This is a genomic window from Pseudomonas sp. Lz4W (assembly GCF_000346225.2).
Taxonomy (GTDB): domain Bacteria; phylum Pseudomonadota; class Gammaproteobacteria; order Pseudomonadales; family Pseudomonadaceae; genus Aquipseudomonas; species Aquipseudomonas paraversuta.
Window position 1 is genome coordinate 2,852,156 of sequence record NZ_CP017432.1, and the last position, 27,000, is coordinate 2,879,155.

24 protein-coding genes, 1 tRNA gene and 1 pseudogene are annotated in these 27,000 nt (G+C 55.8%); 14 read left to right on the top strand and 12 right to left on the bottom strand.

Translation table 11 applies throughout. The annotated features are described in order from the left end of the window. Positions 1–2: 2 nt before the first annotated feature. The 6 genes from B195_RS13010 to B195_RS13035 all read right to left on the bottom strand — a co-directional run bounded on the left by B195_RS13010 (position 3) and on the right by B195_RS13035 (position 5,765). A complete protein-coding gene (locus B195_RS13010; RefSeq protein ID WP_003446066.1) occupies positions 3–524 on the bottom strand; it encodes a fimbrial protein in 522 nt (173 codons plus the stop codon). A gap of 10 nt (positions 525–534) precedes the next feature. After that, on the bottom strand, positions 535–714 hold the full coding sequence (locus B195_RS13015; RefSeq protein ID WP_029612784.1) for a hypothetical protein: 180 nt from the start codon (positions 712–714) through the stop codon (positions 535–537). Between the two features lie 39 nt (positions 715–753). Beyond that, positions 754–1,503, bottom strand: a complete 750-nt coding sequence (locus B195_RS13020) for a fimbria/pilus periplasmic chaperone (RefSeq protein ID WP_029612786.1) — start codon at positions 1,501–1,503, stop codon at positions 754–756. A 114-nt stretch (positions 1,504–1,617) separates the two neighbouring features. Continuing rightward, complete coding sequence (locus B195_RS13025) at positions 1,618–4,179, bottom strand: outer membrane usher protein (protein ID WP_003446070.1); 2,562 nt, start codon at positions 4,177–4,179, stop codon at positions 1,618–1,620. Positions 4,180–4,435: 256 nt separating this feature from the next. Beyond that, positions 4,436–4,963: a fimbrial protein gene (locus tag B195_RS13030; protein ID WP_003446072.1), complete on the bottom strand. Its 528-nt coding sequence runs from the start codon at positions 4,961–4,963 to the stop codon at positions 4,436–4,438. Between the two features lie 502 nt (positions 4,964–5,465). Next, on the bottom strand, positions 5,466–5,765 hold the full coding sequence (locus tag B195_RS13035) for a hypothetical protein (RefSeq protein ID WP_037001848.1): 300 nt from the start codon (positions 5,763–5,765) through the stop codon (positions 5,466–5,468). Here B195_RS13035 and B195_RS13040 point away from each other — a divergent pair. From B195_RS13040 to B195_RS22880, 4 genes are all read left to right on the top strand, one after another. Continuing rightward, positions 5,764–6,390: a response regulator transcription factor gene (locus B195_RS13040; RefSeq protein ID WP_003446074.1), complete on the top strand. Its 627-nt coding sequence runs from the start codon at positions 5,764–5,766 to the stop codon at positions 6,388–6,390. The two genes, B195_RS13035 and B195_RS13040, sit on opposite strands and share 2 nt — an antisense overlap. 64 nt (positions 6,391–6,454) lie before the next feature. Next, complete coding sequence (locus tag B195_RS13045; RefSeq protein WP_003446075.1) at positions 6,455–9,604, top strand: transporter substrate-binding domain-containing protein; 3,150 nt, start codon at positions 6,455–6,457, stop codon at positions 9,602–9,604. A 133-nt stretch (positions 9,605–9,737) separates the two neighbouring features. Then, positions 9,738–10,634, top strand: coding sequence for an EAL domain-containing protein (locus B195_RS13050; protein WP_003446084.1), 897 nt, complete (start codon positions 9,738–9,740; stop codon positions 10,632–10,634). A 487-nt stretch (positions 10,635–11,121) separates the two neighbouring features. Continuing rightward, a complete protein-coding gene (locus B195_RS22880; protein ID WP_148666179.1) occupies positions 11,122–11,898 on the top strand; it encodes a hypothetical protein in 777 nt (258 codons plus the stop codon). A gap of 286 nt (positions 11,899–12,184) precedes the next feature. On the opposite strand, the gene B195_RS13055 is transcribed toward B195_RS22880, so the two are convergent. After that, the gene (locus tag B195_RS13055) at positions 12,185–13,273 is read right to left on the bottom strand and encodes a hypothetical protein (protein ID WP_003446085.1); all 1,089 of its coding nucleotides are present in this window, start codon (positions 13,271–13,273) and stop codon (positions 12,185–12,187) included. Positions 13,274–13,998: 725 nt separating this feature from the next. Between B195_RS13055 and B195_RS13065 the strand changes: the two genes are divergently transcribed. Then, positions 13,999–14,766, top strand: a complete 768-nt coding sequence (locus B195_RS13065; RefSeq protein ID WP_003446087.1) for an NAD(P)-binding domain-containing protein — start codon at positions 13,999–14,001, stop codon at positions 14,764–14,766. A gap of 667 nt (positions 14,767–15,433) precedes the next feature. Continuing rightward, positions 15,434–16,750 carry an MFS transporter gene (locus tag B195_RS13070; RefSeq protein WP_003446089.1) on the top strand — a complete coding sequence of 439 codons (1,317 nt, stop codon included), beginning with the start codon at positions 15,434–15,436 and terminating at the stop codon, positions 16,748–16,750. Positions 16,751–16,935: 185 nt separating this feature from the next. Here the strand turns inward: B195_RS13070 and B195_RS23240 are convergent, their stop codons facing one another. From B195_RS23240 to B195_RS13085, 3 genes are all read right to left on the bottom strand, one after another. Next, positions 16,936–17,316, bottom strand: coding sequence for a hypothetical protein (locus B195_RS23240; RefSeq protein WP_369826234.1), 381 nt, complete (start codon positions 17,314–17,316; stop codon positions 16,936–16,938). 215 nt (positions 17,317–17,531) lie between these two features. Beyond that, positions 17,532–18,083, bottom strand: a complete 552-nt coding sequence (locus B195_RS13080; protein WP_037001850.1) for a hypothetical protein — start codon at positions 18,081–18,083, stop codon at positions 17,532–17,534. A gap of 240 nt (positions 18,084–18,323) precedes the next feature. Further along, positions 18,324–18,626 (bottom strand): hypothetical protein, encoded by a 303-nt coding sequence (locus B195_RS13085; RefSeq protein WP_003446094.1) that lies wholly within the window; start codon positions 18,624–18,626, stop codon positions 18,324–18,326. Between the two features lie 7 nt (positions 18,627–18,633). Here B195_RS13085 and B195_RS23095 point away from each other — a divergent pair. Further along, positions 18,634–18,777 (top strand): annotated as a pseudogene (locus tag B195_RS23095) (integrase); the annotation flags it as partial. A gap of 76 nt (positions 18,778–18,853) precedes the next feature. Here the strand turns inward: B195_RS23095 and B195_RS13095 are convergent. Both B195_RS13095 and B195_RS13100 read right to left on the bottom strand, forming a co-directional pair. Continuing rightward, positions 18,854–18,927 (bottom strand) — tRNA-Cys (locus B195_RS13095). Between the two features lie 213 nt (positions 18,928–19,140). Further along, entirely contained in the window at positions 19,141–19,704 is a 564-nt protein-coding gene (locus tag B195_RS13100; RefSeq protein WP_003446096.1) for a helix-turn-helix domain-containing protein, read from the bottom strand. A 111-nt stretch (positions 19,705–19,815) separates the two neighbouring features. On the opposite strand from B195_RS13100, the gene B195_RS13105 reads away from it, so the two are divergent. From B195_RS13105 to B195_RS13135, 7 genes are all read left to right on the top strand, one after another. Next, entirely contained in the window at positions 19,816–20,727 is a 912-nt protein-coding gene (locus tag B195_RS13105) for a DMT family transporter (protein WP_003446097.1), read from the top strand. Positions 20,728–20,906: 179 nt separating this feature from the next. Further along, entirely contained in the window at positions 20,907–23,837 is a 2,931-nt protein-coding gene (locus B195_RS13110) for a monovalent cation/H+ antiporter subunit A (protein WP_003446100.1), read from the top strand. Further along, the gene (locus tag B195_RS13115; protein ID WP_003446102.1) at positions 23,837–24,181 is read left to right on the top strand and encodes a Na+/H+ antiporter subunit C; all 345 of its coding nucleotides are present in this window, start codon (positions 23,837–23,839) and stop codon (positions 24,179–24,181) included. Before B195_RS13110 ends, B195_RS13115 begins: the two co-directional genes overlap by 1 nt. Continuing rightward, positions 24,178–25,863, top strand: a complete 1,686-nt coding sequence (locus B195_RS13120) for a monovalent cation/H+ antiporter subunit D (protein ID WP_003446105.1) — start codon at positions 24,178–24,180, stop codon at positions 25,861–25,863. The genes B195_RS13115 and B195_RS13120 overlap by 4 nt, the downstream gene beginning before the upstream one ends. Further along, positions 25,860–26,348: a Na+/H+ antiporter subunit E gene (locus B195_RS13125; RefSeq protein ID WP_003446107.1), complete on the top strand. Its 489-nt coding sequence runs from the start codon at positions 25,860–25,862 to the stop codon at positions 26,346–26,348. The genes B195_RS13120 and B195_RS13125 overlap by 4 nt, the downstream gene beginning before the upstream one ends. Beyond that, positions 26,345–26,623, top strand: a complete 279-nt coding sequence (locus B195_RS13130) for a K+/H+ antiporter subunit F (protein WP_003446108.1) — start codon at positions 26,345–26,347, stop codon at positions 26,621–26,623. Before B195_RS13125 ends, B195_RS13130 begins: the two co-directional genes overlap by 4 nt. Next, positions 26,620–26,991 carry a Na+/H+ antiporter subunit G gene (locus B195_RS13135; RefSeq protein WP_003446109.1) on the top strand — a complete coding sequence of 124 codons (372 nt, stop codon included), beginning with the start codon at positions 26,620–26,622 and terminating at the stop codon, positions 26,989–26,991. The genes B195_RS13130 and B195_RS13135 overlap by 4 nt, the downstream gene beginning before the upstream one ends. Positions 26,992–27,000 lie beyond the last annotated feature (9 nt).

Consider the following 27,000-nt stretch of genomic DNA (forward strand, 5'->3'; position numbering starts at 1 on the left):
GTTCACCGGTACTCCACCTTCATGACTGCCCCCGCTGAGAAAACACCACCACTCAGAGTGGCGCCTGGACGCTTGACCGGTACCGCTTCAATTTGCGGCCAGTCCGGGTAGGTGAAGCCCTTAGAGCTGTTGATCGGCAGGGCTGTCCCGTTACTTGATATCGCAATGCCGAAGTCGGTGATGTTGGTCGTCAATACGTCGTGGTTAAACGCCGCGCCCGTGCCTTCTATGCGGATATTCATCGCACTGGGTGCATCAGGCGGGCACTTCACCGTGTACGGCACCGGCATTTTTTTATAGTTACCGTCTACCAGCGTGGTCAGCACGTCATTGCCGAAGTTGACTTCCATAAGCATGTTGCTGTTGATCTCGCACGGCGCTGCCGTGAGGGTGACCGTGACGTTGATGGTGCTGGATGAGGCCGCCAGAGCCGGGTGAGCTGTCGCCCCCAATGCGAACAGAGCGGCGTACAGGGCAACGTAGAGGACACGCCAGGTATACGGGCATGATTTTTCACTGGCCATAGCGCTCCCGTTACTCATATCGCATGCTCAGTCGGGCTATACCGGCCCTCGCTTGCGCGACCCGGGTGGCGTCCATGCTTTGCGGCTGAACAGCCTGGTTTGCCATGCCCATCTCCAGTGTCCGGGAACTGTCTGTCAACGCACCATACCCACGCAACACGCCGGTACTGCCTTTAGTTTGCTGTTGCATGTCTGGCTCCTTCATCGGGTCATGACACCGTTACGCCGGTTAAAATTCTTTCTTGGCGGGCTCGGCCTTGCATTCAGTTCCGCTACAGGTGAACTGCAGTTGCGGGCGACCGCCGTAGTCATTGACGTAGGTGAGCACCGGGTTCAGGCCCAGCACGGAAACCCCCAGGTTCAGAATCTCTTTTCCCTGTGGCGCCACCATCACCGGCTCAAACCCCACGGCGCCGGCGGGGCCGGGTTTGCTGCCGGCGTCGACTATCGTCACGTAATACGGGGTCGGGTTATTCACCTGGTATTTTTCGCCCTGCTTGCTCAACGTCAGTTGTTCCTGCCAGGGCACCATCCCGATGGTTGCGCCCAGCGCCTTGGGCCGATAAAACAGCTTGATGCGCGTCTGCAGTGCCAGCTGCAGGGTGTTGGGCTTTTCGCTCTTGGGCGGGATTTCACGCAGGTTGAAATAGAACAGCGTCTCGCGGTCCTGCACTAACTGATGGGCGGCCGGTAAGGCCTGAATCTTGACCTGGCTTTGAGCCCCCGGCTCCAGACGCTGCAGCGGAGGGAGTACGGTCAACGGGCTGGTAATCTTGTTGCCCTGCGCATCTTCCACCCAGCCTTGTGCCAGGTAAGGCAGTGTCTTGTTGTCATTGCTGATACTGAGGCTGATGGACTTTTCGCCACCGTTAAACACTGCCCGGGTACGGTCCAGCGCCACGGCCGCCTGCACCTGTTGCAGGCCCAGCAGGCCTAACAACAAGCCTCCAGTCACGCGAAAAAAAGGATTACTACACATGTTCATCTTTTATTACTCACTGTTTGTATCTCTGTAAAAACTTCAAAGGCAGGCCGCTAAAGAGAAGGCCGCAATGGCCTGCCACAGGGCAGCCGGTGTAGTTGTTGCAAGCAGTCAACCCGCTGCTTTCTCTGGCGAATCGCCAGCGGGTATCCGGGTGCACGGCAACACCAGCTCTGCCATGCTGCCCTCGGCAATCTGCGCAGGCATCTGCAGCGCACACCGCGCCTGGCCATTCCAGTGCACGCTCATTTGCTCGCCAGGGTTGATGCCGCTGAGGTAGGCGTTGCCATCGTCACTGACGATGCCCACCTCCTGCTCCTTGTGGTTTTTCACCGTGGCACCAAACGGAACGCTTGAACCATCGCCCAGCTGGATCACCACCATCGCTTTCTCACCGGACACCACCTCGAACCGTCGATAGCCAATAGCCCCTTCGGTCAAGGTGGCTTGCGTCACCGAGCGCCCTACTTCGGCGTTTTCCGGCAACTTGTTAACGTCAATGCTGAGCTGGTTGCGGTGATAACTGTTGACGTCGGTGACCACTGCTTTACCAAACCTGTTGGTGCGGATGGCTGAGCCGTAGCCCGAGATAGGGATGTCCGCGACGCCGTCGGTATCGACCAGGATTCGAGTGCCGCCAACCATGTTCGAGCGGTGCAGCGCAGCGCCTTTCAAGGTGGCCGTTGCCCCGCCTTGCAGCGACATACCCACCGAGGCATACCCCCCCTCCTGGTAGCTGGTGTTGGCATTGACCCGCGCCAGAGTTCCGTCATGGGTGTAGAAACCACTGGCGGTGGTGCCGTTACTGTTTCTGCCGCCATTGAGCTGATAGCTGTCGGCATTAGCCAAACGATCGTAATAGCCCACCTGATGACTGTTGGCATCGCGGTCATAGCTGCCGCTGTAGCTAACGGAACTGCTGCCGCCACCCAGTGGCATTGAGAACGAAACATACATGCCGTCATCATTGGCACCGCTGTACTTGTTGCGGTACGCCGTCATCGACAGGCTTATGCCCCTGAACTGACCGAAGCTCAGGCTCTTGGACAAGGTAAAGGTGTACCGGTCGTTGGCCTGGGTATCCCAATAAGTCTGATGGTCGTAGTTGAGGTAGGTACTCAACCCGCTGTCGCTGAAGTTCTGCCTGAAACTGATGTTGTACAGTTCTTTGCTGTTTTCATTGCGGGTGCCGAAGTTACGGGCATCCAGATAATCTCTCATGGACATGTAGTCCTTCTCCGAGAAGCGATACCCGGCAAAGGTCACCTGACTGTCGTATTTGTCGAAGTTTTTCGAATAGCGCAGCCGGTAAGAAGCACCGCTAAGTGTGTCTTGCGCCAGTTGAGGCAGTCGGGCCCGCGACTGGGTAATGTCAAACGACAATGCCCCAAAGGCCATCAGGTCCCGCCCTACCCCCAGGGCCAAGGCTTTGTAATCACCGCCTTCGACACCGCCGCCGTAAATCGACCAGCCGTTGCTCACCCCCCACGAAGCCTCACCGGTGATAAACATGGGCCCATCGGTACTGTGGCTGAAGTCCGAGGGGCGACCGCTGCTGACCTTGTAACGCACCGCCCCTGGCCGGGTCAGGTAGGGAACGCTGGCAGTATCGACGGTAAATGTCTGCACGCTGCCATCTTGCTCTTCTACCCGTACATCCAGTTGCCCGGAAACGGCATCGTTAATGTCTTGAATACGGAACGGCCCCGAGGCGACCTGGGTTTCATACAGCACCCGGCCCTGCTGGGTGATCACCACTTTGGCGTTGGTTCGTGCCACGCCTGCCACTTCGGGGGCATAACCACGCAGGTTAGGCGGCAGCATGCTGTCATCGGTGATCAGGCTGACGCCGGTAAAGCGAAAGCTGTCAAAGATGTCGGAATACAGGAAGTTTTCACCCAGGGAAAACTGCGCCCCAAGGGTCGGAATAGCCTTGTAGGCGTAGTAGCGGCTCCAGTCCCAGCTATTGCCCGGGCCCTGACCATTGCTCCGATGATCCAGCCGCGTTTGCCAGTCGGCACGTAGCCGCCAGGCGCCCATGTTAGCCCCCACGGTGCCGTTACCGCTCAGGTTGTAAGAGGTACCACCGCCATGCTCCTGGCGCTGGCTTTGGCCATTCATGTAATAGTCAACGAACAGCCCGGGGATGCCTTCGTCCCAACGCGACGGCGGATCCCAAGTGTCTACGGCATATTCGAGATAAGCCTGCGGTATGTTTACCATCAGGCTGGAAGTGCCCAATTCAGCACGGGCTGTTGCACCCGGCAGACTGTCCAGTGACAGGCATTGCCCCTGGTGCCACCACGTGAGTTTTTTGTTGATGTCCGGTATTAAACCAAACTGCTCCACCAGCGTCGGACTGAGACAGGCGGAACTCTCATTTGCATCCTGTTCTGAGGGATAAAAAACCACAGACTGTTCAGGCAGTTCCTGCCTGTTGATACGTACGAGCATCGTGTAATCGCCCGGCATGATATAAGCGCCACGGGAAAACTGGCCCAAGTCCATATTTTCGCGATCTTTAACATCCAGAACGTCAATATTGAATTGCACTTCCTGTGCGCTGGCTTGATACCCGACGCAACTGAATACACAGGTTATGGAAATGCCCAATATGCGCGGACGAAAAGGTGCAAGTGCCCAGTTCGGTGCACTCACGATTGAGGAGCCCATATCATTTATATTCACACCAAAAAGTACGCCAGCCACTGACGAGACATGACGCTCACTCAACCACCACCCACAAAAAAGCACAGGACTTGATTAAACGTCTCAGTTCGTGCTTTTTGTTGATTACCGAGTCAATGCCGAGAGCCGCTCAAATACCGCGACTTGCGCCAAGCCCTGTAGTTGGTAAAGCTCATTATTCAGATCAAAGATGCATGTGGGATGCGCCCACATGCATAGCCAAACCGGGCCCGGGAGCCGGTTAGTTATAGGACAGCATGAAGTTGGCCACACTGCTGAACTCACCCGGAATGATGGTCGTAGCATCACCACCGTTACCTTTGAGGTAGGCACTGAAGGTCAGAGTGGCGTTGGAGGCCCCGATACTTACCAACTGACCAGCAGTGGCTGTACCCAAGGTGATCGCAGTACCGTTACCATCGGTCAACGCAATACCCGCACCACGAGCGTCACCGGTAATACCGAGCAAACCACCTTGGCCTGCTGCACCGTTAAAGGTTGTTTTGACCGTGGCTGCAGTATCCAGACTGCATTTTTCCAGGCGAATTTCAAAAGGCTTCGGGGCTGAGTTGCCACCATCAACCAGTACCACGTTAGAGACCGAACCCAGCTCAACCGTCTGATCAACAGAGTTCGGATCAATAGAGCAAGGCGCATCAATAATAGAACCGGTAAACCGGACTACGCCATTACCTTCGTCTGCAGCCTGTACCGTTGTGATAGTACCGAGTACCAGCGCGGCTGCCAGAGCGATTTTATTAAGTTTCATATTAAGGATTCCTTTATGACAATTATAAGTTTGCGACCAAGCCTCTAGCTACAATCCTTTAATAGAGACAGTGCCCCATCAAAGTGGCGCACAATGGCATGCGGTCAAAGCCCCCGATATATCGATATCGTTGAACTTCGACCAGTATAAGAGTCAGGCCCATCAAGGTAACTGAGACGCTTCTTGAGGCAGACCGGGAAATTTCTCGATCGGTATCGGCGCTTTTTATATAACCCTTTTAAACCAGGGTATCGCGAGGCGAAACAACAACCTGCTTTGATAAACTCATTCGCGCAAATTATAAAACACACCAGAGCCGGAGGCGGCTTGCAGAGCCCCAGAAGTGAAGCCTCACGGACTTTCGCCCTGCACCGTTTATTGAGCGCCCCGGCATGCCCGATAGACAAAGCGGGGACTGTTACAGGCGCAGTCTTAATGCCTCTACCCTTGCGCGCAGCCTGCACCGGGAAAAGATAGCGTCCCGGCACAAATCAGCTAGCGTCTACTGGACAGTTTCTTTTGTTGCGCTGACTCGTGCTGATGCATTCAAGGTGCCTGCGCGCCAGCCAGAAATATCTTGCTTGCAGGCAAGAATGCTCTCGCCGATCAGCAGCACAAAGCTTGGTGACCATCGGGGCGGCTCCTGCAATAATCCCCCATGTAACAAAATGTAATATTTTATATACCCGGAAAATTCGAAAATGCTCAGCCAAGTCTTGTTCAGACTGAGCGGGTTGAGCGGTTGCTGTAGCCAGTCATAGTTGTCCTCCCGATGCATGCCCACAGGTGAGTCAAGATTCATGAGTAAGACAGTATTGATCGTCGATGATCATCCGGTTATTTGCATGGCCATCCGTAACGCTCTCGATGAGATCGGGTTCGAGACCGTTGGCGAGACGGCCGATGGGGTCGATGCCTTGCAAATGATCGATTCCCTTAAGCCAGACCTGGTAATTCTGGATATAAGTCTTGAAAAAATGGACGGGCTTACGGTGTTACAACGAATCGCCCGGGAAAAACTCGATACCCGGGTGCTCGTATTCACCTCACAGATGAAAGAGGCTTATGCCACTCGCTGCTTTCAAGCCGGAGCGAGTGGATTTGTGAGCAAACACGAACCTATTAGCCAACTGATCAAGGCGATCAATACCATCGCCGATGGCTATGTGTTATTTCCAAGGGATGCCATGCCGATCTACTCTGGCGGTGCTCAAACAGTTACCGCGGGCGACCTGGGCAATCTTACAGATCGCGAGATGCAGATCCTGAAGTTGCTGGCCGAGGGCTACTCCAACCGTGACATCGCAGCCAAACTCAACCTTAGTAGCAAGACGGTCAGCGGCCACAAGGTCAACCTTCTGATGAAACTCAGCGTGACCTCAGTGGTCGAGTTGGCGAACATTGCCAAACAGCACAACCTTATTTGACCTTGACGTGAAATCGACAATATCCCGACTCGGCGCCTTCGTTCTACTCACTATTTTGTCCTGTATGCCGGTCAGGTCCGAGACGGGCGATCTACAGCCCACCGCGCGACAACAACTGGATAACATTAAAGTCCAGCCCGACGATGTTGAGCGGGCCTGGCTCGATCAAAAGCAAGCGCTGATAGTCGGCGTGACCAGTGATTCCTTGCCGCCGTACCGCATCTTTAGTGAACACAATAGCTTTGAAGGACTTACCGCGGATTACCTGGCTGCTTTGCAGAGCGAACTGGCGATCGAGATCAAGGTGCGCCCGTTCACCACGGCCAATGCCGCCTTTGACGCCCTGCGTCAGGGGCAGATAGATCTGGTGGCCACCGCCACCTCGCAGGAGGCCAGCCATTTTGGCGTGCAACTTACGCCACCTTACGGGCAGTCAGAGCTGGCCCTCTTCGCAGACGGGGGGGATCTTCACGAATACAGCATCAGTGACCCCAAATTGCGCATCGCTGTGGCCAACAGCGCTGCGCTCTCGATGTACAGGCGCAACGGCGGCCAGGGGGCTTTCATCATGTATGCCACCCCCCTTGCAGCGATGGCATCGGTACTGACCGGTGATAATGACGTCTACCTCGGTGACACGCTCTCGACCTACTACCTGTCCAGCCAGCTATTCAGTGTGCAGTTTGAAATCAACCAGAGCACGCGCCTGCCCAAGGTGGATCTTTCTTTTGCCCTTGCAGCCAACAATCCGGTACTGGCTGGCCTCCTGAACCGCGGGCTGGGAAGTATCACGCATCGCCAGATGAACAATGCCCAGTATTTCTGGGGCGACTTTGAGAGTGGTGATCTAAGTGATTTTCGCCTGCACCTCAGCAACGCGGAACGCACCTGGATCAGCAATGCCGGGGTAGTCAACATTGCGATCAGTGAAGATCTTGCCCCTTACGCTTTTTTCAACAGCAATGGTCGCTTGAATGGCATTGCTTCAGATTTATTGGGCATCATTCGGCGAAAGACCGATATTCACCTCAAGATTATCCGTGTCAGCTCGTTGAGCGAAGTCAACGCTTTGCTGAACACTGGCAAGGCAAGTCTTGGCATCTTGACAGAGCCCAGTGAGTCTTCACTGTCATATCTGCATACCCGAACTCTGGCTGTCGCGCCCTACCTGTTTGTGATGCGCCGCAATGATCAAGCTCAGCTGGAAGCACAAAGCACTGCACCCGTAGCAGTTGCAAAAGGCTATCTGCAAAATGCGCTGATTGCCCGGCAATATCCCCATGTACGGATAGTCAATACCGAAACCATGGGCGAGGCGTTCAATCTTGTCCGTGACGGTAAAGCTGATTTTGTCCTGGCACCTGCCAACGTAGCGCGCTACTACCTCTCCTACAAATACGAATCAAGCCTGAAAATCGGCGGCATCCTCAATGTTGAGGATGCAAAAATCGTGTTCGCCGCCCCTGGAAACCATCCGGAACTGATCTCGATCATCAACAAGGCCATGATTGAAATCCCTCCGCGCAAGAACCTGCAGATCATCGGACTCTGGCGCGCCAATTCAGCTACCGATGAAAAGTACTGGGAAGGAATCGCCTCTAGTATCTGGAGATCTTTCGAGGTATTGGGCGCCCTGCTGGTGGTAGCCGGCCTGCTGATTGTGGTTCAACGCCGTCGCATTCTGAGAAAACGTCACGACCTTGAGCAGCGACAATTACTGCTGGACGAACTGCAGGTCGCCAAGGAGTCCGCGGAAAAGGCCAGCCGAAGCAAATCAGTCTTCCTGGCCACCATGAGCCACGAAATCCGCACCCCCCTCAACGCTATCATCGGCATGCTGGAACTGGTGCTCACTCGCAAGGACAACGCCGAACTCAACACGCAGTCCGTACACATAGCCTACGAGTCAGCGAATCACCTGTTAGCCCTGATCGGCAGCATTCTGGACATATCGCGCATCGAATCAGGAAAGCTTAGCCTGTCGCCTGAACCCACCCGCATCAAGGAACTACTGGAATCGACAAGCAATGTATTTTCCGGCCTGGCCCGGCAGAAACGCTTGTACTTGCGCCTGGACATCGCCCCGCTGGCCACGGAGCTGGTTTGGGTGGACGCGCTGAAGGTCAAACAAATCATCTCCAACCTCCTGAGCAATGCGATCAAGTTCACCGAACAGGGTGGCATCGAAATTCGTTGCCAGGTCAGCCCCGCGAGCAAAACCTCTCTACAGGTTGTTATAAGCGTGAGCGACACCGGGGTTGGCATCCCGGCGGCGCAAATTGATCAGATATTCAACCCCTTCTTTATTACCCGGGATGCGATCAACGATCCCAATGCTGGCGCTGGCCTGGGCCTGGCAATCTGTAAAGAGCTAAGCAACTTTATGGGGGGGCATCTGGAGGTAGAAAGCGATACGAAGTTCGGCACTCAGATGACATTCAGCATAGTGCTTGAGTGCGTCAGTGCCGAGACCCATGTCACTTCCCCGGTGTCCGGGTCGACTGCGGACAAAAGCCTCGATGTAGCCTTGACCCTATTGATTGTCGAGGACCACCTGCCGAGCCAGTACCTGTTGTACCAGCAACTCTCCTACCTGGGTCATCGTGTGGTAACCGCCAGCAATGGCCTTGAAGGCCTGGCGATGTGGCAAGAAAATGAAATCGACATTGTGCTCACCGATGCCAACATGCCGCAGATGAGCGGTATCGAAATGACCCAAAGCATCCGCCGGCTGGAGCAATCCCGGGGCGTTCGCCCGTGCATCATCATTGGACTGACCGCCGATGCCCAACGCGAAGCGCTTGAGCGCTGCCTGGCCAGCGGTATGGATCATGCGCTGACCAAGCCAATCACCCTGGCCGACCTGAACCGCTGGATCCCCAAGCTCGACACAGACGAGCAACAACTCAAAAATTTGCCGTCGTCGACGAGCACTATCCACGCGGCCTTGGCCGAACAGGTGATCGAAAGCAACAACAGCGAACTCGAAGCCTTGCAACGTGCATTGGACAAGGAAGACCTGAAGGAAATGGAACGCGTTGCGCACAAGCTCAAAGGCACCGCGTACATGCTCAACCACTCAGGACTACTGGAACAATGCATTGAGGTCGAAGAACTGTGCGCTGATGGAATGATGTCCATTAATACACTTGAAGCTGTGACGACCCTGATGCAGTCACTGGAGGCAATCAACCAGGCACTGCGACCGAGCTGATGTTCCGGGCTGGCGCCGAGAGTTATCTGCGCGCAGTTCCAGAAAAATCTCGGCAAAAATACAGATTCGTCTTTCGTGTCGCCAGGGTGAGGTCGCTTAGGCTCAGAGGCATACCCATTCAGGCTGCCCCACCATGCAAAAAACCTCATTGCACGCGCTCGTTGCGAGCCACACCTACCAACCAAAGCAAGCTCTGCAAAACCGGCCGGACAGTTCAAGCGCTCCGAAAAAACCAGCCCGACTGCCCAGTGCCGGGGAGGTAAAACGTGGTCTTCTACGCAGAGAGTTCAATGCGTACCTACAACCCAAATTCGATTTGCACACTGGTCAGGTCGACTCGGTGGAAGTCCTGGCACGCTGGCATCACCCTCTGTATGGCGTACTCAATCCAGCAACCTTCATTGCACTGATGGCCCGTGAAAAATGGCTCGATACACTGCTATTCGAATTGTTGGAGCAGAGCCTGGCCTTTCAGCTAAAGCTACTGGAACAAGGCAGATTCATAGGCATGGCATTCAACCTGTCTCTTGATCAATTGATGAGTGATGCACTCATCGAACGCCTGGAGACCCGCTTGCGCCAGCACGCGCTGCCACTCTCGTCCCTCACCTTCGAAATCACCGAGGACGGGGCCGGCGAAGCTTGCGCTACCAGCGTTAAACAACTGATTCGCCTGCATCATTTAGGTGTACGGCTGTCAATTGATGACTTCGGAACGGGCTATTCGTCACTCTTGCGCCTTTGCCAGGTACCGTTCAGTGAAATCAAACTGGCTGAAGAATTCACCCGATTTATCGATGGTCCCGGCCGGTACATTGCAGCCATTCGCCACACTGTAGCGCTGGCCGCCGAAATGGGCATGCATCTGGTAGTGGAGGGTATTGAAACCGCAGCTCAGCACGATCAGCTGTATGGGATGGGAGTCCAGTTTGGTCAGGGGTTTTTGTGTGCTAAACCGATGCCGATCGCTGTATTCGAAAACTGGATACAAAACCCATACCCATGCTCCCGGTCAACCGCAAGAACCTGATTCAGGACAGCCCTGACTTTCGGGCAGGAGTCAGCAGGCACAGCGAAATTCTGCTGTGACAAGGCGCTATGTTGGTGAGCAGAATTTGGCGAATGATCTACTCGTGAAAGAGTGGCGCTTTCGCGCCTGGTTCTGCAGTGCCAGAACCCGGTTTTTTCAGACAGCCTCTGCAATGCTGATGTTTGAAGCACGATCGGTAGCTCCCTATGTCAATCAAGAAATACCTTGCCCTGTCTAAAGAATTGTCTCGGATCCTTGTGCTCACCTGACTCGTATAATTGGCAGCCGCCCCTTGCCGCTACGGAGCGACATGCAAGGTGAGCCGGACGTGATATCTCGACAACATATTGAGCGCGGTTTGATCAGCGCAGCGCAAACTGCTATTTGAAATTTGAACAACATTCCACTCGAAATTCGATAGGGCACCGAGAACTATTAAACAGGTACGCAACACTGATTATCGATTGCTTAAAAACCAAGGAAGCTCATGTATCTATCAATCCTGAATGCCGTATTAATCATGCTGCTGCTCGCCCCTCAACAGTCAACGGCAGCTATCATTCGGGTGTCTGAAACAGGGCCTGGGTGTGGAAAACCAATGAGAGCAGGTTTATGTACCGGAACCATCTTATCCATCGACATCATGAGTGGTGAGATCAGGGATATTAATAGTAACAATCCCGTGCCGGGTTATCAGTTCTTCAAACTTTCGCGCCCCTACGCTTTTTTTGAATGCAACACGACTGGCACATCAGGTTGCCCTCGTCTTAATTTCATATGCCGTACTGAAGCAGAGGCAAGAGCCACACTTCAAAGCCTGGTGGGTGCTTCCATAAATCGGGTCAGTGCACCTGTGACAACTCGTGAATCTCTCGACTTCCGTTGTTTGAAGCCCGGAAGCTATGGTTGGTTCCAGCTCTCATACGATATTGCGACGACCCCTCCCATCCCACCGCCAGTCACATGCTCAGCAACTGCGACCAGCATATATTTAAGGGGTACAACCACTGAAGTTAATGCAGGCGGGGCTTATACTTATATCGAGTGCAGCGAAAACACTACCGTCAGCCTGCAGATCCCCAATCAGGGAGAAGTAGATTTGACAGGCGCGGGTACAGTTGTACTGGGTATCGCCGACGGCGGCTCTTCTGCAACACTCGATGTTCGAGGTTCCAGCCCGGTATGGATAAAGGCTTCTTACAAGGGACGTAAACCGCCTGGAACATATAGTGGATCGACAATACTTCAACTTAATGTTCTTTGATTCATTTAGTGAATTGGCGGACAAATTCTTTCTGAGGGTTTTGCACAACACGACACATCGCCGGCAGGTCGCCGTTACTACCATTAAGTATTTCCATCGAATGCAGTAAATACAGTGCTCGGCCGCCTGCAGGTCTTAGACGTGGCATTCGCAGGGTGGAAAAATGGCGATGTCGGCCTTTGGAAATCTCCAGGCAATAAAAACCCCGCTCGAGGCGGGGTTCAATCAAAGGGTCAGCGCTGGATCTACTGCCGTGCCTGCGAACGATTGCCCACAGGTTCAAGGGTCAGGAAACAGCTTCCAGCGCAGCTTTTTGCGCCTTGGCAATGGAGCGGCTGCGTAGCCAGTTGAAGCAAATAGCGAGAATCAGGGCGAAGCCGACATAGCCCAACAGTGGGTAAACAGTGCCTACCAGCTTGCTGAAGCCACCCAGGCTCAAGGCCAGGCCTATGCATACCGTGACTGCGCTAATCAACTTGAAGCGGCTGGTTTCAGGCTTGGCGAAGCGGGCGCTGAATGCAAAGAACATCCCCACCGCCGTGCTGTAGACCATGCAAACCAGTGCCACCGACATCACCACCGAAAGGATCGGCGAGATACGCCCTGCCAGTGCCAGGGAAGGCATTTCGATGCCTTCCAGCTGGTTGATGTTGGCAAACAGGCCGATGTTCAACAGCAGGATCAACGCACCCAGACCGAGACCACCGAGTACGCCACCCAGTGCGGCAGCCTTGGGTTGCTTGGTCATGCCACCAATGACAGCCAGCATCGGGAAGCCTACGGCGATGTTGAAAGACGCGTACAGCAAGGCGCCCACAAACCAATTGCCAGAAACTGTTTCGTTGTTCTCACGGGCAACCGCGTCGAGGGTCTCGATCGGGGCGTTGTAACTGAAGATCGAGTAAGTGGTGATGATAAGCACCATCGCCAACAGGAAAGGCATTACCGCGCTGATCAGGTCGATGATTCGCTTCACGTTCATGCACAACGTGGCGATCACCAATACCGTCATCAATACGCCACCGAACAAGGGCGGCAGATCGTACTGCTGGGCAAAGATCGAACCGCTGCCGGCCAGCATCACTACACCGACGCCGTACAGGAAGAAGGACAGCACCACATCGACGACCAGGCCGATGCGCGCACCGAACAGAATGTAGAGAACCTCCTTGTGCGAGCTCGCCTGCATCTTCGAACTCATTCGAGCGATCTGCATGCCGAGGAAGGCAAACATCAGGCCGCTTACCAGAGTGCCGACAATACCTATAAGCCCATAGCCGGTGAAAAACTGGAGTACCTCCTGCCCGGAGGCAAAACCACCACCAATCACGACGGACATGTAAGCAAGGGCAATCTGGATCGATTGTTTATTCATTAAACTATTTCTCATTCTTAGACTTATTAGATGCATGGAAATAGAGATGCAGTGCCGGCCTCTTCTTTCCATGGAACGACTCGCTCTGGGCAGCAGCGCAAATCAGTGCGATTTGTTGTGCTGCCCGGGTGTACGGACGCCGCCCGCAGTATAAGAACTGTCGGGCAGCTTTTTTCACCATATAAGCCGTTATATCCAGTGATAAAACTCGGTAAAAATACGTTTAGCACCACTAATCTCTCAAACATGGCGATAATGACCGCACAACCACCTGAAACATTCAGAAACAAGTAGTGATTTATAAATCAAGGACTTAGCGCACGACCACAGAATGCGCGGCCAGAGACTTGGCGCCCGCAGGCGAAAGGGCCGGTCAGGCACCGCGTGTACCTGTTCTGGATCAGACTTTGGATACCGTTGTCGCAGGCGGGGTTAAGCATGCGATCGCTGCGGCTGCGCGATTACAACCCAGTAATGCCGACAAGCCCGGATCCGCTCCCCGCAGAGACGACTCGCCCATGCCGAGTGAGCGACTGGCTTGGGTGAAGCTGTAATTTTGCTTGAGTACGAGGTCAGCGGCAGAGGGCTGAAGATGTCCAGGTGCTCTGGGCAGCGTTTCATGATTGGCCAGAGATGAAGGCTTTGGGTCGACTGGCCCTCCGGGGCAGGCTGCCACCCAGTTATCGTGAGACACTCTCTATTTGCTCAACACAGGAGAAGGTAGCGTGCTGAACATTGGAATTCTGGGTGTTGGCGAACTGACGGAGAAGATCGTTATTGGTTTGCGCCGAAGCGGATTTTCCGGGAGGGTTTTGCTTTCACCGCGCAACAATGATCGTGCCCGAGAGCTATGCAGGCTCTGGGCCTGTGAGATTGCGCAGAACAACCAGGGTGTGGTCGATGACAGCGACCTGTTATTTCTGGGCGTGCGACCCGATGCTGTTGAGCAACTTGCCAATGAGGTACGACTCAAGCCCGAACAGACGCTGGTTTCACTCGTAGCGGGTATGAGTATCAGCGAGCTGGAACAAAGCTTTCCCAAAGCTCGGCACGTGCGGGCGATGCTGTCCTATGCCGCTCAGATCAACCAATCAACTGTTGTCTTGACCCCAGGCGGCCAGCCTCATGAGCGCTTGCTCGGCGCCCTTGGATCATTGGTCGTGATCGACCAGGAGGACGCATTTGAGCTCGCCACCGTTGCGGCGTGCATGAACGGCTGGTTTTATTTCTTCCTCGGTGATCTTCAGGAGTGGTTTACCGGGAAGGGCCTCTCCCATGAACAGGCAGCACAGTTGGTGATGGGCAATATGCAGGATTGTCTGTCCAGTGCACGGCACCAACCTGACGTCAGCCTGGAAGTTCTGGGCGGTAGTATTGCAACACCTGGTACCTACACTTACGCCGGGTTAGAAAAGCTTCGAAAGAATGGGGCAATGCTGGCTTGGAGAGAGGCATGTGATGAGGTGTTCGCGCGCCTGAAAAAGGACGCTTAGCATCAGCGTTCGCTGATGCCTGCTCATGGCCGATAGTGTTGAAAACGCCCGGAAATCGACCGGTGAGAACTCCGTTTCTGCACGCGGCGACGAGAAATCTGAGGCTGAGAGCCTCAGTCAAAAGTAAGGATTTCAATCTCGGATTGCATACGCCTCTGCCGTGGAACCCAAGGCCGACTTTACAACAGGATCGGCCGAAAGCAGCCTGACCGGACTACAAGACAGGTCGACACCACCCTCCCCTTGTAACAGGACTCCTACTTGTCCAAACATTATGGTTATCCAGGATGACAGCATCGGGGATGACTAAAAGTTATCACTCAATCAGCAAGTGTCATTAGGCAGCAGCCTTTGGAAAAAATACAGTAACGCCCACGCGGTTTCTGAAGAACCGCCTACAACAATCGGGCAAAGTTCGGGTTACTTGGATAGCGCTGCCAGCCGAGACCAAATTCACCAGCAGAAAGTAGACGATCAGGCGGTCCGACCCACAACCCTAAGATTTTTTCAGTGGGGGGGTTAAAGGTGGTCGCACGAAGGCAGACAAGGCCGGCGATCGTTCGGAATGTTTCTACAAGGGCACCTGTCGCTTTGCGCGTAAAGGCAGGTGCAGTGGCACTCTCATGCTCTGTGCAACACCTTAAAAACAATAACCAATAGGTGCACCATGACTGCTGAAACCCTCTCGAGCGCGCAATCGCGGGTCGAATTGCTGGACGATGTCCTATACCGCAAAGTGAACTGGCGGATCATACCGCTGTTTATTATTTGTTTCCTGTTTGCTTACCTGGATCGCGTCAATATCAGCTTCGCCAAATTACAGATGCAAAGTGATTTGGGATTCAGCGACACCGTTTATGGTCTTGGCGCGAGCCTGTTTTTTGTCGGCTACTTTCTGTTTGAAGTACCGAGCAATATTCTGCTTCACAAGATCGGTGCCCGGGTCTGGATTGCGAGGATCATGGTGAGTTGGGGCATTGCCTCGGCGTGCATGATGTTTGTGAGCGACGAGTTCTGGTTCTATACCCTGCGTTTTCTTATTGGTGTAATGGAAGCAGGGTTTGTGCCGGGCGTACTGTACTACTTTACCCAGTGGTATCCAGGTAATCGCCGGGGTCGGGTCAATGCCTATTTCAAGAGCTCGATCTGCCTGTGCGGAATCGTCGGAGGCCCCTTGGCGGGCTTCATTCTGGGGCATTTCGACGGGATGTATGGCATGGCAGGGTGGAAGTGGCTGTTCCTGCTTGAAGGTTTGCCTTCGATAGTACTAGGCGTTGTGGTGCTGTGGCTGTTGAGTGACAAGATCGAAGATGCGTCGTGGCTAACGGCAGACGAAAAGCGCGTGCTGCTTGAGCGTATGGCGAGCGAGCCCAAACCTGATTCCTCCAGCCGCTTTTCGGATATCTGGAAGCACCCGGTCACCTACGTGATGTCGGCCATTTACCTTTGCCTGGTCATGGCCTTGACCGGCTTATTGTTCTGGATGCCGCAATTGATCAAAAGCGCCGGGGTGGCGGATACCTTCGATATTGGCTTGTTGACTATGATCCCGTATCTGATCGCGGCGGTAGGAAACCTGCTGATTGGCAGCAGCTCGGACAAACGTGGCGAACGTCGCTGGCATATGGCCGGTTGCGCGTCATTGACTGCTGGGGGGTATTTACTCTGCGCTTGGTTTCCTGGTCAGCTGTTGCCCCTGATGGCTGGGATGAGCATGATTCTCACCGGGATCATTGCCTGGATGCCGATTTTCTGGACCATTCCACCGCGTTTTCTCACAGGGCTGGCGGCCGCAGCCGGGATCGCCTTGATCAACTCATTGGGCCAATTGGGCGGAATTATCGCCCCCTTCATGGTAGGGCGGATCAAAGACCTGACGGGTAGTGCAACGCCTGCCCTGTACATGCTCAGTGCCGTCTGTGTACTGGCCACTGTACTGGTGATCTGGGGGATCCCTGCCCGCTACTACCAAGTTAAGCAATGAGCCGTTCAATTGGGTTGGACCTGGAGCCCCATCTGCTGATTTGAGTCTCCAGTTTTCGGACCATGCACACAGAAGCCTTGTGCACTTTTCCTGTGCCCCAAGGCCGCAAACACAGGAAGGAACTAACCGGCCTCGGACTGACTCAGCACAGTGCCGGTTGGACCTTTTACGTAATTGCATGGACTTCACTCCCAGCTGCTTCTGAAAGGCCGCTGTGAATACATTTGCGGGCCAGCTATTGGCCGCTTGCTGACGTCCATAACGCCGCCGGCGCCGGTGGTGGCTTGCACTCCTCCACTACCATTTGAGCCGATGGCGTCGAGCTGGACTGACAGCCGCAGGTCAGCAGTAGCAAGGCGATCACGCAGGCGTGCCTGTTTGGTTTGTTCATCGGTCAGGGCTCGGTAACGGGCTTGGTCGCTGGCTGCCAGCCAATGCTCCAGGGCAAAGCGTTTATCTTGCTCCTCGAGGACCACTGCTGAGTTTGCATTGGCCATATTCGCTAACTCCAATTGATACGCAGCGCTTAGGCCGACCAGTTGTTTTCCGTAGCGCCAAGCGTCCACTTTCCATAACGACCTTGACCAAAAAAAAGCTAAAGCGTTGGCGTTGACCTGTTGCCAGCCAACGAAGGACTTTGATTGGTACTCGGTGGGAAACGCGGTGGGGAATGTGAAAAACCAGGGGCCCGAGCTGGTCAGGCCGCTGAAGTCTTAACACGGGAATTTGCAGTGGCAGAGGTACTTCGCAGATTTAATGCATACTTCTTAACAGACTCGCTTTAACGCCCTTTTTTTACTCCATAACAGAATATATGCCCGTACTTATTTCCTGGAGTACCATCAGGCTTTAATGTCTCCTCAGCACATCGGTAGCCAAGTTCGACCATTCTGCTTTTGGCTACATTCCTGTACTGAGTGGAACCAGAATAAAAAACAGTCTTTCCGCCTGGTTTCAAAAGTTTGTCAGCTGCATCGATCCACAAACGTATATGCTGATCCGAAAAGGGCTGAGCCGGCCCGCGATTAAGATACTCAAAATCAACTTGATCAAATCTTCCGTAGCCATACTGGCCTAACTCGGTCCCCTGAAACGTTACCAGATCAATGACCAGATCAGCACCCGCATCAGCGCTAACGTCCAAAGTAAAGTCTCTACTGTGGGCCCTACCCAGAGAGCAGGCAATGCCAGGTATCGTCATTGCACCGCTTCCCATGGTTACGTGCTGGGGAGTGGTGCCACAACCGACTATGAGCACTTTCCGAGAGTTGGCCGGCCGGCCCAGATATTCGAGTACTGACCAACGACCACGCACTGCACTATCCAAAGGCATCAATATTCCTTAGTTTAAAAATAACACTCTAAAAAACTATTTACACATCATTCAAACACCAACAAGCGCGAGCACGGTACAGCAAGCAAACCTCAACACAATAAGAACACTCCTAAACACCAAGCCTCTAGTTGGCTTTTGGTTATAACTGATACCCAACTAACGTCCTGAAACTGCAGGCATTAGTGCGATATCGATACTTGGATTGAACGCTTAAGCTCCCAGTGTCAGTCACTACTTTCATTTCTTGCCTGAAACCTCTTTTGCGAAGGCCTGACAAGCCTGCAGCGCGATCAGTCCTTGATCGTCGTCGCCGGTGATCCCGATAATTCGTTGAGCATGCTCTGGGGCAAGTTGGGCTCTCGCGGTTCCATAAACCACGCCGCCGGCGCCGGTGGTGGCTTGCACTTCTCCACTACCATTTGAACCGATGGCGTCGAGCTGGACTGACAGCCGCAGGTCAGCAGTAGCAAGGCGATCACGCAGGCGTGCCTGTTTGGTTTGTTCATCGGTCAGGGCTCGGTCAACTTCTTCAGCCCTCACTCGTACTGCGCAGTTTCGTGATATCAGGCCAAAGGCTGCGTCGGGAGTTGCAGATATTTCGGAGGCGAGCGCGCTTCTTGGGCACTCAAAAGAATGGATTACGGAACGGGTTTACCGGCGTATCGGAGCAGTCGCCAAGCCCGCAAAGTGAAGTAGTTATGCAACACTTCACTTTCCTGCGGCCAATAAAAAACCCCGCAGACCTTGATCTGCGGGGCTTTCGAATGTGGAGGCCGAAGCCGGAATCGAACCGGCGTGGGCGGATTTGCAATCCGCTGCATAACCATTTTGCTATTCGGCCAATTGTGCGTGACGCTTCATGAGAAACATCAAATACAAAGGTTGCTGCTGCGATTTTATCGCTACAAGCATTTGATTCTTCAGCGATTCAGGTTGTTGCCCCGAGCTGATGGCGCGCATTATGTACTAGAAGATCGAAGCTGGCAACCCCCTGAATTCTAATAATTTTTAGTTATTTGACCAGCCCTCGCCATGGCTCGCCCGACGCCTGCGCTCATATCACTACGTTACGGATAAAGCGCACAACCACGTCGCCTTCGTTTCTGTAGGAGTGCGGTTTGTTGCTGGCGTACATGTAGAACTCTCCAGCGCTGAAACGTAATGCCTGTTCGCTTATGACCAGGGTCAAACACCCTTCGAATACGTACAGCTGTTCACTCCAACCCTCGGCATCGGCTTGGGACTGGTATTCCTCGCCCGGTTCCAGCGTCCATTCCCACAGCTCTACTTCTCTTGAAGCTACAGCCTTGGCTAATAACACGGCCTTGCTTCCCGGGGCGGTACCTGTCCAGGCCACTTCATTGATGCGGCTCGGGTCAGCAGAGCCCGGTGCCTGGATCAAGTCGCTGAAAGCAACATTGAGCGCTTCGGCGACCCGGTCCAGGGTGCTGAGGCTGACGTTCTTTTCGCCCGCCTCTATAGCTACCAGCATCCGCCGACTTACTCCCGACAACTCGGCCAGTGCACTTTGGCTGAGGTGTGCGACCAGCCTCAGGCGCCGGACGTTCTGGCTGACGTGTTGTAACACCGACGCACGTTGTGAATTTTCTTTGGGCACTATATTGCTCACCTTGTGGGACTGCGCAGTATACTGCTCAGCTTTGACGCATTGTGCGTCTCTCTTCCGGCAGCGTGCAAGGCTATGACAACGTTGAAACCTTCAAAATTGATGTCTTTGACCTCCCGTTTCAGCAAGGCCGAACGTGTGCTGGTGCTGATTACCATGGTTTGGGGCGTCACTTTTCTATTAGTGCAGCATGCACTGACGTCCAGCGGACCGATGTTTTTTGTGGGGCTGCGCTTTGCTGCCGCAGCGCTGATTGTTTCTCTGTTTTCAATTCGCAGTCTGCGCGGCATTACCCTGTTTGAACTCAAGGCCGGGGTGTTTATCGGGGTGTCTATCATGCTCGGTTATGGCTTGCAGACCATTGGCCTGCAGTCTATTCCCAGTAGTCAGTCGGCTTTTATTACAGCGTTGTATGTACCTTTCGTACCGCTGCTGCAGTGGTTGGTGCTGGGACGCCGACCCGGGCTGATGCCAAGTCTGGGTATTGTCCTGGCGTTCACCGGGCTGATGCTGCTGTCAGGCCCGAGCGGTGCGTCCCTTGACTTCAGCCCTGGCGAGATCGCGACACTGATCAGCGCCATCGCCATAGCGGCAGAAATAATCCTGATCAGCGCCTATGCTGGCAAAGTCGATGTTCGACGGGTCACGGTGGTGCAACTCAGTACTGCGTCGATTCTGGCTTTCCTGATGACTATTCCTACCGGTGAGACCGCTCCCGATTTCTCATGGCTTTTGTTAGCCAGCGCCGTAGGCTTGGGCGCTGCAAGTGCGGTAATTCAGGTAGCAATGAACTGGGCCCAGAAGAGCGTTTCCCCCACCCGCGCCACGCTCATTTATGCAGGTGAACCGGTGTGGGCCGGCATCGCCGGACGTCTGGCCGGGGAGCGTTTGCCGGGTATCGCTTTGTTGGGTGCGGTATTGATTGTTGCAGCGGTGATCGTCAGTGAGTTAAAAACAAAGGGTAAAGCGCCCGACCCGTTGGAAGACAAGCAAGGCAATGAAGCATGCGACTGAAGCGCACGCGCTGATACTGAAAGCAAAGACTCACACTCTGGAGTGTCCATACAGGGAAGATGCCGCGCCGCGCCACTTGCGTTTGCACACATTTTGTAGGATTCATCTACAGCTTCTTTGTTGGTGATATACAAGTCGCCACGTATGATCGCTCACAAACTCCTGCAGATTAGAAGCCTATGTCCCTGATAGTTCTACTGCTTCTGCCATTTATCGGCAGCTGTCTGGCGGCTGTTTTGCCGCACAACGCACGTAACAGTGCATCACTGCTGGCCGGTCTGATTGCTCTGATCGGTACCATTCAAGTAGCCCTGCTCTATCCGCAAATTGCCCATGGCGGGGTGATTCGCGAAGAGTTCATGTGGCTGCCCAGTCTCGGCCTGAATTTTGTGCTGCGGCTGGACGGTTTCGCCTGGCTGTTCTCGATTCTGGTGCTGGGCATCGGCACGCTGGTGTCGCTGTACGCCCGTTATTACATGTCACCCGAAGACCCGGTGCCGCGCTTCTTTGCTTTTTTCCTGGCGTTCATGGGCGCCATGCTCGGCCTGGTGGTGTCCGGCAACCTGATCCAGATGGTGTTTTTCTGGGAGCTCACCAGCCTCTTCTCCTTCTTGCTGATTGGATATTGGCACCACCGCTCAGATGCCCGACGCGGCGCCTATATGGCGCTGATGGTTACCGGTGCGGGCGGATTGTGCTTGCTGGCGGGGGTCATGCTGCTTGGCCATGTCGTCGGCAGCTACGATCTGGATGCAGTGCTGGTCGCCGGCGACAAGATTCGCGCCCACAGCCTGTATCCCGTTCTGCTCCCGCTTATCCTGATCGGCGCCCTGAGTAAAAGTGCGCAATTCCCGTTTCACTTCTGGCTGCCCCACGCGATGGCAGCACCCACTCCGGTTTCGGCTTATCTGCACTCGGCAACCATGGTCAAGGCCGGGGTGTTCCTGCTCGCCCGGCTCTGGCCCTCCCTGTCGGGCAGTGAAGAGTGGTTCTGGATTGTCAGCGGCGCCGGGGCCTGCACCCTGGTGCTGGGCGCCTACTGCGCGATGTTTCAAAACGACCTTAAAGGCTTGCTGGCCTATTCAACCATCAGCCACCTTGGCCTGATTACCCTGCTGCTGGGCCTCAACAGCCCACTGGCGGCGGTCGCTGCGGTGTTCCACATTCTCAACCATGCGACCTTCAAGGCGTCGCTGTTCATGGCGGCAGGCATCATCGACCACGAAAGTGGCACTCGGGATATTCGCAAGCTCAGCGGCCTGTTCAGACTCATGCCCTATACCGCGACCCTGGCCATGGTGGCCAGCGCCTCGATGGCAGGTGTACCGCTGCTTAACGGGTTTCTGTCCAAAGAGATGTTCTTCGCCGAAACCGTGTTCATCAACTCCACGGCCTGGGTTGAGATTGCCCTGCCCGTAATCGCAACCATCGCCGGTACATTCAGCGTGGCCTATGCCCTGCGCTTTACCGTTGATGTGTTTTTCGGTCCGCCTCCCACCGACCTGCCCCTGACTCCCCACGAGCCGCCACGCTGGATGCGGGCCCCGGTGGAACTGCTGGTGTTCACCTGTCTGATGGTCGGGATCTTCCCGGCACAAACCGTCGGCCCGTTGCTGGCGGCTGCCGCGCAACCGGTGGTGGGCGGCGAACTGCCTGAATACAGCCTGGCGATCTGGCACGGCCTGAATGCACCGATGATCATGAGTCTGATCGCAATGTCCTGCGGCATCCTGCTGTATGTGGTGCTGCGTAAACAGCTCAAACTCGGCCGTTATCCGCTGCCGCCGCTAATCACGTATTTCAATGGCAAGCGTTTCTTCGAGCGCTGCCTGGTGGTGATCATGCGCTGGGCGCGCCGCATTGAGCGACGCATCAGCACTCAGCGCCTGCAAACCCAGCTGTTCGTGTTGATTCTGGCTGCCGTGATCGCGGGCCTGATTCCGATGTTCTACAGCGGCCTGAGCTGGGGCGACCGGCCGAAAATACCGGGGTCGACTGTATTCGTGACCCTCTGGCTGCTGGCAATAGCCTGCGCCCTGGGCGCCGCCTGGCAAGCCAAATACCACCGTCTGGCAGCCCTGACCATGGTCAGCGTGTGCGGCCTGATGACCTGTGTGACCTTTGTCTGGTTCTCCGCACCTGACCTGGCGCTGACCCAGCTGGTAGTCGAAGTGGTCACCACGGTCCTTATCCTGCTCGGGTTGCGCTGGTTGCCGCGGCGGATAGAAGAAGTCTCGCCACTACCGGGGACATTGCGCAAAGCGCAGATCCGCCGTTTGCGTGACTTGCTGCTGTCGGCCGCAGTCGGCGGCGGTATGGCCATGCTGTCCTACGCCATGCTCACCCGCCAGACCCCGAACGACACGTCGTCTTTCTACCTGAGCCGGGCTTTGCCGGATGGCGGCGGAAGCAATGTGGTGAATGTGATGCTGGTGGATTTCCGGGGCTTCGACACCCTGGGTGAAATCACCGTGCTGGCAGCCGTGGCACTCACTGTTTTTGCCCTGCTGCGTCGCTTCCGCCCGCCCAAAGAGAGCATGCAGCTACCTTCCCAGCAGCGTCTGCTGGCCAAGGACGTAATGACCGATCTGGTCAACCCGCGCAGTGCCAGCGACACCGCCCTGGGCTTCATGATGGTGCCCGCGGTGCTGGTGCGCCTGCTGTTGCCGATTGCCTTCGTGGTGTCGATGTATCTGTTCATGCGCGGCCACAACCAGCCGGGCGGCGGCTTTGTAGCCGGCCTGGTGATGTCCGTGGCGTTCATCTTGCAATACATGGTGGCAGGCACCCAGTGGGTCGAGGCGCAAATGAGCCTGCGGCCGCTGCGCTGGATGGGCACCGGCCTGTTGTGCGCCACCCTCACCGGGCTCGGCGCAATTCCTCTGGGCTATCCGTTCCTGACCACCCACACGGCACACTTCAGCTTGCCGCTGCTGGGTGACATCCATATCGCCAGCGCCCTGTTCTTTGATATCGGCGTTTATGCCGTCGTGGTCGGCGCCACGCTGCTGATCCTCACGGCACTGGCTCACCAGTCGGTCCGGGCCCATCGCCCGAGCAATCAGCCTGCCTCTCAACCCGCCACTCAACCCAGGACGGGAGCTGCCTGATGGAAGAAGTCATCGCTATCGCAATCGGCGTACTCGCCGCGTCCGGAACCTGGTTGGTGCTGCGCCCGCGGACCTTCCAGGTGGTCATGGGCCTGTGCCTGCTGTCGTACGGGGTCAACCTGTTCATTTTCAGCATGGGCAGCCTGTTTATCGGCAAGGAGCCGGTGATCAAGGACGGTGTGCCCCAGGACCTGCTCAACTACACAGACCCGTTGCCCCAGGCCCTGGTACTCACCGCAATCGTCATCAGCTTTGCCATGACCGCCCTGTTTCTGGTGGTCTTGCTGGCCTCCCGGGGCCTGACCGGTACCGACCACGTCGATGGCCGGGAGCCTAAAGAATGAATTTGATGCCGCATCTGATCGTCGCGCCCATTCTGTTACCGCTGCTCACCGCAGCCTGCATGCTGTTGCTGGGAGAAAAACGCCGCCCGCTCAAAGCCCGGATCAACCTGATCTCGACTTTTATGGGCCTGGGCATCTCCGTGCTGTTGTTGTTATGGACCCAGCAGCAGCCGCTGCCGTCAGCGATTGGCGTGTACCTGCCCAGCAACTGGCAAGTACCGTTCGGGATCGCCCTGGTGGTTGATCGCCTGTCGGCGCTGATGCTGGTGTTGACCGGCATCATCGCCAGCTGCGCGCTGCTGTTCGCCATGGCCCGCTGGGACCGCGCCGGGGCCAGCTTCCACGCACTGTTCCAGATCCAGCTGATGGGCCTGTACGGTGCCTTCCTGACCGCCGACATCTTCAACCTGTTCGTGTTTTTCGAAGTATTGCTGGCCGCCTCCTACGGACTGATGCTCCACGGCTCCGGCAAGGCCCGGGTGTCTGCGGGCCTGCACTACATCTCGATCAACCTGCTGGCATCATCCCTGTTCCTGATCGGTGCGGCATTGATTTATGGCGTCACCGGCACCCTGAACATGGCCGATCTGGCGCTGAAAATCCCGCTGGTGCCCGAGGCAGACCGCGGCTTGCTGCATGCCGGCGCCGCCATTCTGGCCATCGCCTTTCTGGCCAAGGCCGGCATGTGGCCGCTGAACTTCTGGCTGGTTCCGGCCTACTCGGCAGCCAGTGCCCCGGTCGCCGCCCTGTTCGCGATCATGACCAAAGTCGGCATTTACACGGTTCTGCGCTTGTGGACCCTGCTGTTTTCCGGTCAGGCCGGAGCGTCGGCCTACTTTGCCGGTGACTGGCTGATATACGGCGGCATGGCGACCATCGTCTGTGCTGCCATTGCCATACTGGCCGCCCAACGCCTTGAGCGGATGGCCAGCCTGAGCATTCTGGTGTCGGCGGGCATCCTGCTGTCGGCCGTGGGTTTCGCCCAACCCAACCTGACCGCTGCCGCGCTGTTCTATCTGGTCAGCTCCTCCCTTGCCTTGTGCGCCTTGTTCCTGCTGGCCGAGCTGATCGAACGCTCGCGCTCCTCCAACGAGATGCTGCTTGAGGACGATGCCGGGCAACTGCCCGCCCTGATGGAGTCGTTGAATCCGCCGCGGGGCACCAATCTGGATGACGAGCAAAAAGCCGTGGTCGGCCAAATCATTCCCTGGACCATGGCCTTCCTGGGCCTGAGCTTTATCGCCTGCGCCCTGTTGATTATCGGCATGCCGCCGCTGTCCGGGTTCATCGGCAAGCTCGGCCTGCTCAATGCCCTGCTTAACCCGGCGGGCCTGGGTAACACCGCTGACGCTCCAGTCTCGACCGCTGCCTGGGGCCTGTTTGCGCTGCTGATCTTCTCGGGTCTGGCCTCTTTGATTGCCTTCGCGCGCATGGGTATCCAGCGCTTCTGGACACCCATCGAGCGCCCGTCGCCGCTGCTGCGTCGCTTCGAATACCTGCCCATCGTGTTGTTGATCGGACTCTGTGTGGTCCTGACGTTCAAGGCCGAGCCCGTATTGCGTTATACCCATGATGCCGCTGACACCCTGAACAATCCCGAGCGCTATGTGATGGCCGTTATCGGCACCCGCCCGGTACCCGGCCCCGAAGCCAAAGCGGCGCTACAGGAGGTACAACCATGAAGCGCCTGTTTCCGGCTCCCTGGCTGTCACTTGCGCTGTGGCTGCTGTGGCTGGTGCTCAACCTGTCATTGAGCGCCGGCAATCTGCTGCTTGGTGCTGCGCTGGGCTTTCTGGCCCCGTTGATGTTCGCGCCCCTGCGGCCGCTGCCCATCCATATTCGCCGGCCCGGCGTGGTCATCAAGCTGTTCTTTGTGGTGGGCCGCGATGTGGTGGCATCCAATATCGCAGTCGCCCGGGGCGTGCTCATGGCCGGCAAGAAACCGCCCCGCTCACGCTTCATCAAGATCCCCCTGGATCTGCGCGATGCCAACGGCCTGGCCGCCTTGTCGATGATTACCACCGTGGTGCCCGGCACTATCTGGTCGGAGCTGGCGCTGGACCGCAGCGTACTGCTGCTGCATGTGTTCGACCTGGATGACGAAGCGCAGTTTATCCGGCATTTCAAAGACACCTACGAACGCCCCCTGATGGAGATCTTTGAATGAGTGCCCTGCTCTCCAATGCCATCCTCACCAGCCTGTTCCTGTTCAGCCTGGCGATGGTCCTGACCGTGATCCGGCTGTTCAAGGGGCCGTCAGCCCAGGACCGGGTTCTGGCGCTGGACTACCTGTATATCCTCGCCATGCTGGTGATGCTGGTACTGGGTATCCGTTATGCCAGTGACACCTACTTTGAGGGCGCACTGCTGATTGCCCTGTTCGGCTTTGTCGGCTCTTTTGCACTGGCCAAATTCCTGCTGCGTGGCGAGGTGATCGAATGAATTCAGTCAGCGAGTTATCGCTCTGGATCGAAATACCGGTGGCAGTGCTGCTGGTTCTGAGCAGCCTGTTTGCCTTGTGCGGTGCTATCGGGCTGCTGCGCCTGAAAGACTTTTTCCAGCGCATGCACCCGCCGGCACTGGCCTCGACCCTGGGCGCGTGGTGCGTGGCACTGGCGTCGATCCTGTACTTCTCGGCACTCAAATCGACACCGGTGCTGCACGCCTGGCTGATCCCGATTTTGCTGGCGATTACCGTACCGGTGACCACCTTGCTGCTGGCGCGCACCTCGCTGTTCCGCAAGCGCATAGCGGGCGAAGATGTACCGCCCGAAGTCAGCAGTGGCGGACGCAGCGAAGGCGGAAACTAACCCGGGCCT

Bases quoted from the DNA above. Each gene is read 5' to 3' on its own strand.
- B195_RS13010 (WP_003446066.1), bottom strand. From the start codon at position 524: ATGGCCAGTGAAAAATCATGCCCGTATACCTGGCGTGTCCTCTACGTT.
- B195_RS13015 (WP_029612784.1), bottom strand. From the start codon at position 714: ATGCAACAGCAAACTAAAGGCAGTACCGGCGTGTTGCGTGGGTATGGT.
- B195_RS13020 (WP_029612786.1), bottom strand. From the start codon at position 1,503: ATGTGTAGTAATCCTTTTTTTCGCGTGACTGGAGGCTTGTTGTTAGGC.
- B195_RS13025 (WP_003446070.1), bottom strand. From the start codon at position 4,179: ATGGGCTCCTCAATCGTGAGTGCACCGAACTGGGCACTTGCACCTTTT.
- B195_RS13030 (WP_003446072.1), bottom strand. From the start codon at position 4,963: ATGAAACTTAATAAAATCGCTCTGGCAGCCGCGCTGGTACTCGGTACT.
- B195_RS13040 (WP_003446074.1), top strand. From the start codon at position 5,764: ATGAGTAAGACAGTATTGATCGTCGATGATCATCCGGTTATTTGCATG.
- B195_RS13035 (WP_037001848.1), bottom strand. From the start codon at position 5,765: ATGAATCTTGACTCACCTGTGGGCATGCATCGGGAGGACAACTATGAC.
- B195_RS13045 (WP_003446075.1), top strand. From the start codon at position 6,455: ATGCCGGTCAGGTCCGAGACGGGCGATCTACAGCCCACCGCGCGACAA.
- B195_RS13050 (WP_003446084.1), top strand. From the start codon at position 9,738: ATGCAAAAAACCTCATTGCACGCGCTCGTTGCGAGCCACACCTACCAA.
- B195_RS22880 (WP_148666179.1), top strand. From the start codon at position 11,122: ATGTATCTATCAATCCTGAATGCCGTATTAATCATGCTGCTGCTCGCC.
- B195_RS13055 (WP_003446085.1), bottom strand. From the start codon at position 13,273: ATGAATAAACAATCGATCCAGATTGCCCTTGCTTACATGTCCGTCGTG.
- B195_RS13070 (WP_003446089.1), top strand. From the start codon at position 15,434: ATGACTGCTGAAACCCTCTCGAGCGCGCAATCGCGGGTCGAATTGCTG.
- B195_RS13080 (WP_037001850.1), bottom strand. From the start codon at position 18,083: ATGCCTTTGGATAGTGCAGTGCGTGGTCGTTGGTCAGTACTCGAATAT.
- B195_RS13105 (WP_003446097.1), top strand. From the start codon at position 19,816: ATGTCTTTGACCTCCCGTTTCAGCAAGGCCGAACGTGTGCTGGTGCTG.
- B195_RS13110 (WP_003446100.1), top strand. From the start codon at position 20,907: ATGTCCCTGATAGTTCTACTGCTTCTGCCATTTATCGGCAGCTGTCTG.
- B195_RS13115 (WP_003446102.1), top strand. From the start codon at position 23,837: ATGGAAGAAGTCATCGCTATCGCAATCGGCGTACTCGCCGCGTCCGGA.
- B195_RS13120 (WP_003446105.1), top strand. From the start codon at position 24,178: ATGAATTTGATGCCGCATCTGATCGTCGCGCCCATTCTGTTACCGCTG.
- B195_RS13125 (WP_003446107.1), top strand. From the start codon at position 25,860: ATGAAGCGCCTGTTTCCGGCTCCCTGGCTGTCACTTGCGCTGTGGCTG.
- B195_RS13130 (WP_003446108.1), top strand. From the start codon at position 26,345: ATGAGTGCCCTGCTCTCCAATGCCATCCTCACCAGCCTGTTCCTGTTC.
- B195_RS13135 (WP_003446109.1), top strand. From the start codon at position 26,620: ATGAATTCAGTCAGCGAGTTATCGCTCTGGATCGAAATACCGGTGGCA.